The organism is Streptomyces lavendulae subsp. lavendulae (assembly GCF_002803845.1).
Classification (GTDB): Bacteria; Actinomycetota; Actinomycetes; order Streptomycetales; family Streptomycetaceae; genus Streptomyces; species Streptomyces lavendulae.
In genome coordinates, this window is sequence record NZ_CP024985.1 from 7,734,587 (window position 1) to 7,747,572 (window position 12,986).

Annotated in this window: 9 protein-coding genes; all 9 read right to left on the reverse strand. The window is 75.7% G+C overall.

The window, feature by feature from the left end:
• Positions 1-16 precede the first annotated feature (16 nt).
• The 9 genes from SLAV_RS34650 to SLAV_RS34690 all read right to left on the reverse strand — a co-directional run bounded on the left by SLAV_RS34650 (position 17) and on the right by SLAV_RS34690 (position 12,906).
• Positions 17-733, reverse strand: a complete 717-nt coding sequence (locus SLAV_RS34650) for an LmeA family phospholipid-binding protein (RefSeq protein WP_030229990.1) — start codon at positions 731-733, stop codon at positions 17-19.
• On the reverse strand, positions 730-3,003 hold the full coding sequence (locus SLAV_RS34655) for an MMPL family transporter (RefSeq protein ID WP_030229991.1): 2,274 nt from the start codon (positions 3,001-3,003) through the stop codon (positions 730-732). Before SLAV_RS34655 ends, SLAV_RS34650 begins: the two co-directional genes overlap by 4 nt.
• An 84-nt stretch (positions 3,004-3,087) precedes the next feature.
• Positions 3,088-4,467, reverse strand: a complete 1,380-nt coding sequence (locus SLAV_RS34660; RefSeq protein WP_030229992.1) for a HAMP domain-containing sensor histidine kinase — start codon at positions 4,465-4,467, stop codon at positions 3,088-3,090.
• Positions 4,464-5,150 (reverse strand): response regulator transcription factor, encoded by a 687-nt coding sequence (locus SLAV_RS34665; RefSeq protein ID WP_030229993.1) that lies wholly within the window; start codon positions 5,148-5,150, stop codon positions 4,464-4,466. Before SLAV_RS34665 ends, SLAV_RS34660 begins: the two co-directional genes overlap by 4 nt.
• A gap of 132 nt (positions 5,151-5,282) precedes the next feature.
• Positions 5,283-6,443, reverse strand: coding sequence for a substrate-binding domain-containing protein (locus tag SLAV_RS34670; RefSeq protein ID WP_030229994.1), 1,161 nt, complete (start codon positions 6,441-6,443; stop codon positions 5,283-5,285).
• Positions 6,444-6,464: 21 nt separating this feature from the next.
• A complete protein-coding gene (locus tag SLAV_RS34675) occupies positions 6,465-7,484 on the reverse strand; it encodes an ABC transporter permease (protein WP_037687331.1) in 1,020 nt (339 codons plus the stop codon).
• On the reverse strand, positions 7,481-9,019 hold the full coding sequence (locus SLAV_RS34680) for a sugar ABC transporter ATP-binding protein (protein WP_030229996.1): 1,539 nt from the start codon (positions 9,017-9,019) through the stop codon (positions 7,481-7,483). Before SLAV_RS34680 ends, SLAV_RS34675 begins: the two co-directional genes overlap by 4 nt.
• Before the next feature lie 117 nt (positions 9,020-9,136).
• The gene (locus SLAV_RS34685; protein WP_030229997.1) at positions 9,137-11,857 is read right to left on the reverse strand and encodes a SpoIIE family protein phosphatase; all 2,721 of its coding nucleotides are present in this window, start codon (positions 11,855-11,857) and stop codon (positions 9,137-9,139) included.
• Positions 11,858-11,970: 113 nt separating this feature from the next.
• Positions 11,971-12,906, reverse strand: coding sequence for a cyclase family protein (locus SLAV_RS34690; RefSeq protein ID WP_030229998.1), 936 nt, complete (start codon positions 12,904-12,906; stop codon positions 11,971-11,973).
• Positions 12,907-12,986: the final 80 nt, after the last annotated feature.

Consider the following 12,986-nt stretch of genomic DNA (forward strand, 5'->3'; position numbering starts at 1 on the left):
CGCGCGGCCCGGGCCGTCAGGCGGCGGGGAGGGGGCCGGGGCCGCCTTCCAGGGACACGTGCAGGCCGTCCGGCCGGACGTCGGCGGAGGTGGCCCGGAGCCCGAGGGGGTAGGCCCGGCCCGCGTCCGGCCCCGGTGCGAGACGGTCCAGGCCGAGCCGGCCGGCGGGGACGGAGCGGCCGAACACGGTGAGCCCGTCGACGGCGAGGGTGACCTTGCCGTCCGCGAGCGCGGGACGCAGCGTCAGTTGTCCAGCGCCGCCGGGGCCGACGGCTGCCAGTACGGTGCCGGCCGCCGGGTCGGCCGTCACCGAGGCCACGGCCACCGACGGCGCGGCGGCCCGGATCGCGCCGGCGATCGCCCCGGGGGAGACGGTCACCTCGGCCCGCGTGCCGCCGACGGTGGCCCGCCCGTCGAGGCGGACGTCGTCGAGCCGGGCCCGTACGCGGACCCCGGACAGGCGGCCCACGCGGGCGTCGTCGCTGCCGACGTCGAGGCGGGGGATGCTCCCGTGCGCCAGGTCCCACAGGGCCCAGTCGCCGCCGACGCCGACCGTGACGGCGTCACCGAGTCCCGGAGCCGCCTTCGCGACCCGGTGCCGGATCAGGGCGTCGGCCGCGGACTCGGCGGCGGCGGTGGCGGCGACGGCCACCACGGCGACGGCGCTCGTGACCGTGAGGAGCAGGTGGCGGCGCAGGGCCGCCCGGGTCCCGGTGAGGGCGGGGCGCTTCATCGTCGGTCTCCGGGAAGGGGTACGGGGGTGGGTACGGGATCGGGTTCCGGGCCGGGTTCCCGGGCGGGCGCCGGTGCGGGCCCCGTGGTGGACGCCGGGGCGGGGCCCTCCGGGTCGAGCCGGGGCAGGAGCCGGTCCAGCCGTTCGGGGAGCCACCAGTTGGCGCGGCCGAAGAGGTACATGGACGCGGGCACCAGGAGCAGGCGGACCACGGTGGCGTCGAGGACGACGCTCACGCCCAGGCCCAGGGCCAGCATCTTGACGGCGACGTTCGTGGAGAGCAGGAACGCCAGGAAGACGCTGGTCATGATCAGCGCGGCACAGGTGATGACCCGGGCCGTGGCGGCGATACCGGTGGCCACGGCCAGGTGGTTGTCCCGCCGGTCCAGCCAGACCTCGCGGATCCGGGAGAGCAGGAAGACCTCGTAGTCCATGGAGAGCCCGAAGACGATCGCGAACATCATCATCGGCACGTACGACTCCACGGGCACCGGCTCGGACACCCCGAACAGCGCCCCGCCCCAGCCCCACTGGAACACCGCGACCACCACTCCGCAGGCGGCCGCGATCGAAAACAGGTTGAGCACGGCGGCCTTGAGCGCGATCAGCGGGCTGCGGAAGACGGTGAGCAGCAGCAGGAACGCCGCCGCGACCACCACGCCGACGATCCGCGGCAGCGTCGCCGCCAGGGTGTCCGTGAAGGTCTGGGCGGCGGCTGCGGTGCCGGTGACGTAGCCGGTGGCCCCGGTCCCGGCCAGGGCGTGCGGGACGGTCTCGTCCCGCAGGGTGTGGACCAGCCGGGCGGTCGCCGGGTCCCGCGGACCGGTGGCCGGGGTCACGGTGGTCAGGAGCAGGGCCCGGTCGGCGCTGGTGACGGGAGCCGTCACGGACGCCACCCCCGGTACGGCCGTCAGCTCCCGCCGCAGCGAGGCCGCCAGGTCCTCCCGGCCGGCCGGGTCGGAGATCCGGCCGCTGTCGAGCTGGGCGACGACGGTGAGCGGGCCGTTGGCGCCGGGGCCGAACCCCTCGGTGATCAGGTCGTACGCCCTGCGGTCGGTCCTGGCGGTGGACTGCGCCCCGGCGTCCACGTGCCCCAGCCGCATGGACGCCGCCGGGAGGGCGAGGATCCCGAGCAGGAGCAGGCCTGCGGTCAGGGAGACCCAGGGGCGCCGGGCGACCCCGAGCGCCCAGCGGTGCCAGACGTCGGACGCGCCGGTGGGCTCGGCGACCGGCGTGCGCACGTGGAGCCGGTCGACGCGGCGGCCGAGCAGACCCAGCAGCGCGGGCGTCAGCGTCACCGACGCGGCGGCGGCCACGACCACGCTGAGCCCCGCGGCGATGCCGAGGGTGCCGATGAAGCCCACCCCGGACGCGCAGAGCCCGCCCAGCGCCATGGCCACCGTGGCGGCGGCGACCAGGACGGCACGGCCGCTGGTGGCGACCGTGCGCCCGACCGCCTCGTCCGGTTCCGCCCCGGCGTGCAGCAGGGCCCGGTAGCGGGTGGCGAGGAAGAGCGCGTAGTCCACGCCCACGCCCAGGCCCATCATGGCGGCCAGCGTCGGGGAGGCCCGGGCGAAGTCGAACGGCCCGGCGAGCAGGCCGAGGGCGCCGAGGGCGACGGCCAGACCCAGCACGGCCGTCAGCAGCGGCAGCCCGGCCGCGGCCACGCTGCCGAAGCCGATCAGCAGCACCAGCACCGCGACGGCCAGCCCGATGCCCTCCGATACGCGGTCGGCGGAGCCGGCCGAGGCCGGCTGTCCGAGCGGCTCCCCGTACTCGACGGTGACGCCCTCCGCGCGCAGCGGCTCCACGGCGGCGTCGACCCGGGCCAGGTAGGAGGGGTCGAAGCCCGCCGGGTTGCCGTCGAAACGGACCGTCAGCCGGGCGGTGTCGCCGCGCGGGGAGACCGCCCCGGGCGTGTTCAGCGGGTCGGCCACCGACAGGACGTCGGGCAGCCGGTCCAGGCCGGCCACGGCCGCCGCGACCGCCTCCCGGTGGGCGGCGACCGTACCGCCCGCGGTGTGGAGCACGAGGGGGGCGGCGGTGCCCCCGGCGCCGGTGGTGTGCGCCTCGATCAGGTCGGCGCCGGTCTGGGCGCCGGTGCCGGGCAGGGAGAAGCTGTCCGCGAAGGTGCCGCCCCAGGCGTGGTCGGCGGCCCCGAGGCCGGCCAGCAGCAGTACCCACAAGGTGACGATCCGCCAGGCGTGCCGGGCGCACCAGCGCCCGCTCCGGTGGAGGAGTCCCGGCCCCTCGGCCGATGCAGTGTTCATGGGCCCCACTGTGCGGAGCCTCCGTAAGGGGACCGTTGGCGCATTGTCCGGGGAACGTACGGACCCGCGCGCCCGGCGCGGGCCTCAGGCCGGGCCGGGTGTCCGCGGGAGGGCGGCCGTGAAGCAGGCGCCGCCCTCCGGACCGTGCCCCTCGACCCGCAGGGTGCCCCCGAGACGGCCGGCCAGCCGGTGGGCGAGGGCCAGCCCCAGACCGCTGCCGACCGGGCGGGTGTCCCGGTAGCGCGCGTGGAGGGCCCCGCTGTCGAAGGCGACGCGCACGTCGTCCTCGGTCAGGCCGGGACCCCCGTCGCGGACCTGCACCTCGGCCCCGCCGTCCGGGGCCGCCCGGACGGCGAGGACCACGGGCGCGCCCCCGGGGGTGACCCGCAGGGCGTTCTGCACCAGCCCGTCGACCAGCTGCCGGACCCGGAAGGCGTCCGTCTCGACGACGACGGGCGCCCGCGGCCGCTCCACCCGCAGCTCGACCCCGGCGCGCGCGCCGGGCCCGGCCCAGAAGGCGGCGGCCTCGGCGACGACCGCGCCCAGGTCGGCCGGGGCCACGTCCAGGCGGAACCCGTCCGCCTCCAGCCGGGCCAGGTCCAGCAGGTCCGCCAGGAACCGGTCCAGCCGGCGCGTCTCGTCGGCCAGGACACCCCCGACCTCGGGCAGCCGCTCCGCCTCGATCAGGCCGTCGGCGAGCGCCTCGGCGTACCCCTGGAGCGCGGTCAGCGGGGTCCGCAGGTCGTGGGAGACGGACAGCAGGAACTCCCGCTGCCGGTTCTCGCTGCGCGCCAGCGCCGCGTCCAGGACGTTGAGGGCGCGCCCGATCTCCTGCGTCTCCCGCGGTCCGCCGACGGGGGCCGGGACGCCCCGCTCACCGTCGGCGAGCCGGTGCGCGACCCGCGCGGCCTTCACGAGCGGACGGGCGATGCGGCGCGCCATGAGCGCCCCGGCCAGCGCCGCGCCGAGCATCCCGACGACGAGCGGCACGACGACGCTGCGCCGGATCTCGTTCGTGTTCCGCGTGACGACCGCGTACGGCTCGGTGAGGACGACCGCGCCGCCGCCCACGCCCGGCCGCCCCACCAGCAGTACTTCCTGCCCGCCCTGGACGGCCGTGGTGGAGACCGGTTCGCCGGCGAGCAGGGCCGCCTTCACGGCCAGGCCGACGGCCGGGGTGGCGCCACCGCCGGCCTTCCCGTCGGCGGAGATCACCGCGAGCTCCACCCCGTTCGGTCCGCCCAGCGCCTGGGCGCCGTTGAACAGGGTTTCGGACAGGACGGGCAGCCGGCTCAGCACCGTGGCCTGCCGCGCCAGCTGGTCGCGTTCGCGCCGCTCGGCGGCGTGCGCGGCGCTCTGCCAGGCGACCAGCCCCGTCAGCGCCACCGCGAGCGCCGCCACCGCGGTGGTCAGCACCACGATGCTGCGGGCCAGCGAGCCGCGCCGGGGACGGAGCCGGTTCACGTACGGGGAGCCGTCGCGCTGTAGCCGACGCCGCGGACCGTGCGGATCGGGCTCGCGTCCCCCAGCTTGGCGCGCAGCTGCGACACGAACACGTCGACCATCCGGGTGTCGCGGTAGCCGGGGTACCCCCACACCCGGGCCAGCAGCTGCTCCCGGGTGAACACCTGCCCCATGTGCCGGACCAGGTGCGCCAGCAGGTTGAACTCGGTGGTGGTCAGCTCGACGGGATCGCCGTCGCGGCGGACCGTACGGCTGACCGGATCCAGGCTGAGCCGTCCCACGGTCTCGGCCGGCCGCTCCGGCGGCCCGGCCGCCCTGCGCAGGACCGTCTTGACCCGGGCGACCAGCTCACGCGGCGAGAAGGGCTTCGTCAGGTAGTCGTCGGCGCCCAGTTCGAGGCCGAGGATCCGGTCGGCCTCCTCGCCGCGCGCGGTGACCAGCAGCACCGGCGTCCAGTCGCCCGCGTCCCGCAGGGCCTTGCAGAAGGCGATGCCGTCCAGCCCCGGCAGGCCGATGTCCAGCACGATCGCCACCGGGTGCATCCGCCGCGCGGCGGCGAGCCCGGCGCTCCCGTCGGCCTCGACGTGCACGCCGAAGCCCTCCCGTGCCAGGTAGAGCCGCTGCACGTCGGCGATGTGGCGCTCGTCCTCGACGACCAGCACCAGGCCCTTGGACTCCGTCAAGACTTCCCCTCACGCGCGGTGGATCCCGCCGATGCTAACCGCGGCGCCCCGTCCGCCCGGCGGGCGCGCCGCCGCCCGTACGTTCCCCGAACATTGCGGCGGCCCGCGGAGGAACCGGCGGGCGGGGTCCGGTCAGGAACCGGGCGGGGCCCAGATCCGCCGGTACGCCTCGCGGTAGCCGGAGGGGTCCCAGGACGTGGCGCCGCGGCTGTTGGCGGAGGTGGCGACGTGGACGGGGGCGACGTACCCGCTGGCGGGCCGGCCGGCGAAGGCGCGGTTGAACTCGTCGACGATCTGCCAGCCCTGCTGGGACAACGGCTCGGGGACGGTGGCCGCCTGGTACTGCCCGCTGCCGATCCGCTGGAACGCGGAGGGGTCGCCGTCGCCCGCGCCGATGTTGAACGGGGGCCCGGAGCCCGGTGCGCCGGCCGCGCGCAGGGCCGGGGCGGCGTCCGCGAAGTAGAGGTCGTTGATGGCGACGGAGTCCGTCCACCGGTCCCCGAAGCGGGCCAGGAGGGAGGAGATCTCCTGGGGGGTGCGGCTGCCCGCGTCGGGGATGGGGATGTTCTCGTACGCCAGGAGCCGCACCCCGGGACAGCCGGCGAGCTCCTTCTTGATCAGCGCGGACTTGTTCCGGGCGAAGGGGATCGAGTCGTCGGTGAAGACGACGACTCCGGCGTCGCCGTGTGAGCGGGCGATGATCCAGTCGGCGCTGATCCGGGCCACGTCCTCCACCTTGGTGGTGACGTTGGTGAAGAGGCCGGCGCTCTCGTCGGGGCCGGGGGAGCCCACCGCGTGCCAGCCGACGAGGGGAATGTGCGCGGCCCGCGCCTGTGCCACCTGCTGGGAGGTCAGTTCCGGGTCGAAGCCGCCGATGACGATGCCCGAGGGCTTGAGGGTGACGGCCTGGCTGAGGGCCGCCTGGATGCCCGCGGGAGTGCCTCCGCCGTCGATCACCCGGACCTGCCAGCCGATGGCGTCGGCGGCCTCCTGCACGCCCTTCGCGACGCCCGCGACCCCGGGGTTGGTCATGGTCTGGGCGACGTAGACGAGGTTCTTGCCGGGTACCGCCGCGGGCCCGGTGGTGGGGCCGGTCCAGGTCGCGTCGGTGCTCTCGGCCCGCCGGACGGCGGCCGCGGCCTTCGCGAGGGCGGCGGGGCAGCCCGCGGAGGAGGGCCCCGGGGAGGACGGCCCGCCGCCCGGCGGAGGGCCGCCGCCGCAGCCGGCGAGGAGGGTGACGGCCGCGCCCAGCAGGGCCGAGGCGGTGAGGGTGGCCTGATGGTTGCGGTGCACGGTGCTCCTGACGCGGGTGCGCTACGGGTGACGGGGCGCGCCGGCTCCGGTCCGCAGCCGGCGGCGCGCGGAGTAGCCGGCCAGGCCGACGGCGATGAGCAGGGTGGCGCCGTTGAACAGCGGAGTGGCCCAGAACTGCGCGCCGAGCTGGCCGATGCCGGCCAGGCCGATGGCGAGGACGGCGACGGCGACCACGGTCCCGAGGGCGTTGGCGCGGCCGGGTTTGATCGTGGTGGAACCGAGCAGGGCGCCGACGAAGGCGGGCAGCAGGTAGTCCAGTCCGACGCTCGGGTTGCCGGTCTGCTGCTGCGCGGCGAGCAGCACTCCGGCGAGGCCGAAGAGCAGGCCCGATCCGGCGAAGGCGTAGACGGAGTAGCGGTGGGTGGGGATGCCGATGATGCCGGCGGCGCGCGGGTTGGAGCCGATGACGTACAGGTAGCGGCCCAGCGGCAGCCGTTCCAGCACCAGCCAGAGGGTGCCCGCGACGGCCAGGACGTAGTAGGCGGGCAGCGGCAGGCCGAGGAAGCGGGAGTCGTAGAGCCCGGTGAAGGCGGCGGGCAGGCCCTGCGGGCCGGGGACGATCCGGGCACCGTCGGTCACCCAGCCGGTGACGGCGTACATCATGCTGCCGGTGCCGAGCGTGGCGATGAAGGAGTCGATCCGCCCGAATTCGACGATGACCCCGTTGAGGGCGCCGACCGCCGCGGCCCCGGCCACCACCACGAGGCAGGCGAGCGGCCAGGGCCAGCCGTCGCTCACGATCAGGTCCAGCACCATGACGTGCGCCAGGCCGAGGCCGTAGCCGATCGACAGGTCGAACTTCCCGGCGGCGACGGGGACGGTCGCGCCGAGCGCGAGGACGGCGGGGACCGACTGGTTGGACAGGATCGAGGAGACGGTGTCCCGGGTGGGGAAGGTGGCGGGCAGGGCGAGGGAGAAGACCAGGAACAGCAGGGCGGCGAGGGCCGGGAGGCCGTACGCCCCCACGTGGTGCCCGCGCAGGCGGTCGAGGAGGGGCCGGGAGGAGGGGGAGGAGGTCACCGGGCCGTCCCGGGGCCGGTGACGGGCGGCATGGCCGAGGCGGTCCGGGTGAGTCCGTCGACCGTGAGGTCCGGGCCGGTCAGCTCGGCGCCCACGGTCCCGCGGACGAACACCAGAGCGCGGTGGCACACGCCCGCGACCTCCTCGAAATCGGTGGAGACGAGCAGGACCGCGAGACCGCAGGCCAGCGCGTCGTCGAGCAGCCGGTGGACCGTGGCCTTGGCTCCGACGTCCACGCTGGCGGTGGGCTCTTCGAGGACGAGCAGCCGCAGCCTCCCCCGGAGCCACCGGCCGACCATGACCTTCTGCTGGTTCCCGCCCGACAGGGTGGCGATGGGCACCTCGCTGTCCCGGGGGTGCACCGAGAACCGCTCGATCAGGGCGGCGGCCTCGGCGCGCTCGCGGCGGGGGCTCATCCAGTGCCACGCCGGGACCCCGGCGGACCGGGGGTTGGCCAGGAAGTTCTCCCGCACCGTCAGCGCGGCGGCGCAGCCCTCCCCCTGACGGTCGCCCGGGACGAGGGCGACCCCGCGGGCGAGGGCGGCGCGGACCGTGCCCGGACGGTACGGGCGGCCGTCGAGCAGGATCCGTCCGCCGAGCAGCGGCCGGGCGCCGACGAGGGCCCGGCCCAGGTCGGTGTGGCCGGCGCCGGTCAGGCCCACCATGCCGAGGACCTCGCCGGCCCGCAGGTCCAGGCTGACCTCCCGCGCGGCCGTCGTCGTCACACGGTCCAGGCGCAGCAGGGGCGGGCCCGCCGCCGGGGTGCTGACGGGCCGGTGGCCGGTCTCCTCGCGGCCGACGATGGCGCGCACCAGCCGGGCGGGGCTGTGGCCGGCGAGCGGGCCCCGGTCGACGAGGCGGCCGTCGCGCAGCACCGCGAAGGTGTCGGCGACCCGGTACACCTCGTCCAGCCGGTGGCTGACGTAGAGGATGCCGTGCCCCCGGTCGCGCAGGGAGTGCAGGACGTCGAAGAGGCGCGCGCAGTCCGCCGCGGGGAGGGTGGCGGTCGGCTCGTCGAGGACGATCAGTTCCGCGCGGGTGGCCAGGGCGCGGGCGATGGCGACGAGCGAGCGTTCGGCGGGGGCGAGGGCGCGGACCGGGGTGTCGGCGTCGAGGTGGCCGGCGACCAGCCGCAGGGCCCGTGCGCAGCCCTCCCTGGTCCGCCGCCAGGAGATGAGTCCGCCGCGGCGCGGGTAGCCGGTGCCCAGGGCGATGTTCTCGGCGACGGTCATCCATTCGACGAGGCCGAGGTCCTGGTGGATGAAGGACATGCTCCGGGTCGCGGCGTGGGAGCCGAGCGGATGCCCCGCCACCGTCACCTCGCCCTCGTCCGCGCGGTGGACCCCCGCGAGCACCTTGATGAGGGTGGACTTGCCGGCGCCGTTGGGGCCGAGCAGGGCGAGCACGCTGCCCCGGTGGACGTCGAGGTCGACGGAGTCGAGCGCGCGGGTGCCGCCGAACCGCTTGCCGAGTCCGCGGATGCGGACCAGGGGCGGGGGCGCTCCGCCCGTCGGTGTGCCGGGAGCGTCATGCACGGACTTCTCCGGGGGTCGTCCTCCGAGGTGTTCCCGACTGCACGGGGATTCTATGCCGATGTGCACCGGTATCCACGGTATTTGCCCCGGCTGGGTACCGGAATCCGGCGGCGCCGTTCACGCGGCGTCCAGGGCGCACTCGGCCCAGATCACCTTCCCGCCGGTGGTGTAGCGGGTCCCCCAGGCCTGCGCGAGCTGGGCGACGAGGAACAGGCCGCGGCCGCCCTCGTCGGTGGAGGCCGCGTGACGCATGCGGGGGGCGGAGTTGCTCGCGTCGTGCACCTCGCAGATCAGGGTCCGGTCGAGGATCAGGCGGACCCGGATGGGGGCGCTCCCGTAGCGGACGGCGTTCGTGACCAGCTCGCTGAGCAGCAGTTCCGTGGCGAAGGAGGACTCCTCCAGCCCCCACCGGTCCAGCTGCTCCATCGCGGCGGCGCGGACCCGGCCCACGAGGGCCGGATCGGCGTCCAGGTCCCAGGCGGCGATCCGGTCGGCGGGCAGGGCGTTGGTGCGGGCGACCAGCAGCGCGATGTCGTCACCGGGGTGTTCGGGGGCCACGGCGTCCAGGACCGCCCGGCAGGTGTCCTCCGGGGCGCGGTCCGGGTGGGACAGCGCGCGGTGCAGCTGCTCCAGGGCCGTGTCGATGTCGCGGTGGCGGTCCTCGATGAGCCCGTCGGTGTACAGGACCAGCTGGCTGTGGACGGGGAGGGTGATCTCCGCCGATTCGAAGGGCAGGCCGCCGAGGCCCAGCGGGGGACCGGCGGGCAGGTCCAGGAGCGAGACGCTGCCGTCGGGGAGGACGAGGGCGGGCGGAGGGTGGCCGGCGCGTGCCAGGGTGCACTGCCGCGAGGTGGGGTCGTAGATCGCGTACAGGCAGGTGGCGCCGACGATGCCGGTGCTCGCGGCCCCGGGCAGGTCCCCGCCCTCCTCCCGGTCGAGGCGCACCATGAGGTTGTCCAGGTGCGTGAGGAGTTCGTCGGGGGCGAGTTCCAGTTCGGCGAAGTTGCGGGCGGCGGTGCGCAGCCGGCCCATGGTGGCGGCGGCGTGCAGTCCGTGGCCGACGACGTCGCCGACGAGCAGGGCGACGCGGGTACCGGACAGGGGGATCACGTCGAACCAGTCGCCGCCCACCCCGGTCTCGGCGGGCAGGTAGCGGTGGGCGACCTCGACGGCGCCCTGTTCGGGCAGGCCCCGGGGGAGCAGGCTGTGCTGCAGGGACAGGGCCAGGGTGTGCTCGCGCGTGTAGCGCCGGGCGTTGTCGATGCACAGGGCGGCGCGGGCGGCGAGTTCCCTGGCCAGCGCCCGGTCGTCGTCGCCGTAGGGGGCGGGGTCCTGCGAGCGGTAGAAGCAGGCGATGCCCAGCAGGACGCCCCGGGAGAGGAGGGGCACGGTGATGAGGGAATGGACGTTGTGGGCGAGCAGCAGCTCGGCGTGCGCCGGATCCTGGGCGATCCAGCCGAGGGCGGCCTTCAGGTCGGGTTCCAGCACCGGCTGCCCGGTGGTCATGCAGCGCATGTGGGGCGTGGTGGGGTGCAGGGTCACCTGCGAGCCGACCGGGTAGAACGGGCAGTCCTCGCGGATGCCGTGGACGACGGTGCGCCGCATCTCGGCGGTCGGGTTGTGGGACTCCTCCCCGCGCAGCACGGCCTCGGGCATGTCGATGGTGACGAAGTCGGCCAGGCGCGGGACCGCCGTCTCGGCCAGTTCCCAGGCGGTGCGGTCCACGTCCAGGGTGGTGCCGATGCGGTTGCCGGCCTCGGCCAGCAGTTCCAGCCGGCGCCGCGCCGCGACGGCGTACCGGCCCACCTCGGGCTCGCCCACCAGGACCAGGCCCCGGACCATGCCGGGGGCGGGCGCGGGCGAGCGGGGGGCGGCGTCCGCGTGGGCGTGGGCCGGGGCGGGGGCGTGGCGTTCCGTGTCCTCGGGGATCAGCGCCTCGATGACGATCCCCTCCACCCCGGAGGAGCTCGTGACGGGACGGCTCACGAGGGTCACCGACCGGCCCCGGGACAGCGGCACCTCGGTGGCGGCCCGCCGGGCCGAGGACATCAGCTCCGTGGCCCGCTCCTTCAGGAGCGAGCGGTCGGACTGGTCCAGCTCGCTCTGGAGCAGCTCGGCCATGGCGAGCGGGGAGCCGTCCCGGGGTTCCGTGCCGTTTCCGGCGGCGCGGAAGCCCGCCTCCAGGTAGGCCTGGAGCAGTCCGCGCTCGCGCGCCGAACTCTGTTCCATCAGGCGCCGTTCGACGGCTTCGGCGGCCCTGCGCACCAGCGGGACCAGGGCCGGGTCCGCGTCCGTGTAGGGGTAGCCGAGGCACAGCACGCCCTCGATGTGCCCGCTGAGCTGGTCGCGTACGGGGATGGCGGTACAGGCGCTCGACTGGGAGCGCTCGGCGAAGTGCTCGGCGCCGTAGACCTGGACCAGGCCCCGCTCGGCGAGGGTGAGGCCGATGCCGTTGGTCCCCGCGACCTGTTCGGCGAAGACGAAACCGGGGACGGTCTGGATCGGGGCGAGGTGCCGGGGCAGGGCCTTGTCCCCGAAGCGGCGTTCCAGTACGACGCCGTGTCCGTCGGCGAGGCAGATGTTCATCCGGCTCCCCGCGAAGATCGACTGGAGCCGGTCGAGTACGGGAGCGGCGGCCCTGACCAGGGGGCCGTCGGCGTCGAAGTCCTGGGTGAACGGGAGGTCCGACCGGTCCGGGGACAGGCCCAGCAGCCGGCAGCGCTCCCACGAGCTCAGGATCGGGCTCCGCACGTCCCCCTCGGTCGAATCGAACGTCTCGCCGTGGAGAAAACGGTCACGGGAACGCACGGGGCCGATGCGGTCTCCCACCACCCCCATCTGCACCACATCCCCTCGCCGGAACGCTCTCGATCGCCCGATTTGAGTATATTCCTCACATTTTAGGGCTGGCGTGAGTGCGCAGCGATCGGCGGGCGCCGGGGCCCCCGGCCTCACATGACCGCGACCGGGTTGACGGGCGAGCCCGTGCCGCCGGGTACGTTCAGCGGGGTCGCGACCAGCAGGAACGCGTACCGGCCCGCCCCGGCGCACGCGGCGGAGAGAGCTTCGAGGTCGAGGTTGTCCAGCAGGGGCACTCCCATGGCGGTGATCGCCAGCGTGTGCACGGGCGAGTGCACGCCCTCGACCGGCGACGGCCGTACGTCGCTGTCCCCGTCGGCGCCGAGCAGGCAGACGCCCCGCTCGCCCAGCAGAGGTACGGCGTCCACGTGCCAGCCCGCGCTCGCCGCGCCGCAGTCCCAGGGGCCGAGCTCCCGGCGCCGCCGGAAGCGGCCCGAGCGCAGCAGCACCGCGTCCCCGTCACCGAGCGTCACCCCCAGGGCCCGCTCGGCGGCGGTCACGTCCGCCGCGTGCACCGCCCGCCCGGGCTCCAGCCAGTCGACCCCGAGGACGGCGGGCAGGTCGAGCAGCACCCCGCGGGTCACGAGCGGGCCGAGCTCCTGCACCGAGCCGAAGCGGGCGCCCCCGGCGCCGACGGACCCCCGCGCGTCGCGGCCGTCGTACAGCAGGCCCCGGTAGGCGAGGTGGGACAGCGCGTCCAGGTGGGTCACGCTCTTGCCGTGGTAGTCCGCGCCGAGGAAGTCCTTGTACGCGGACGGCTCCGGGGGCTCCACGTCGCCGAGGTCGGACATGTGGTGCAGGGCGGGCCTGGTGTTGTCCGGCCCGGGGCGGGTGTCCCAGGGGCGTCCTATCGGGACGACCGTGCCGGTCCGGACCAGGGAGGCGGCCGCGCGCACGTGGTCCGCGGTCACCCGGTTCCAGGCGCCGCGACCGGGTGCGGGCCAGCGGCCCCACGTACGGACCGCCTCGAAGAGCTCGTCGAACTCCCGCCGCGAGACGGCGGGCCCGTTGTCGGGGTTGCTGCTCATGGGGTGCTCGGCCCTCCGGGGGTTCGGACGGGGAGTACGGGTGTACGGGCGTACGGGGCGGCTCGCGGGCGGACGCGCGG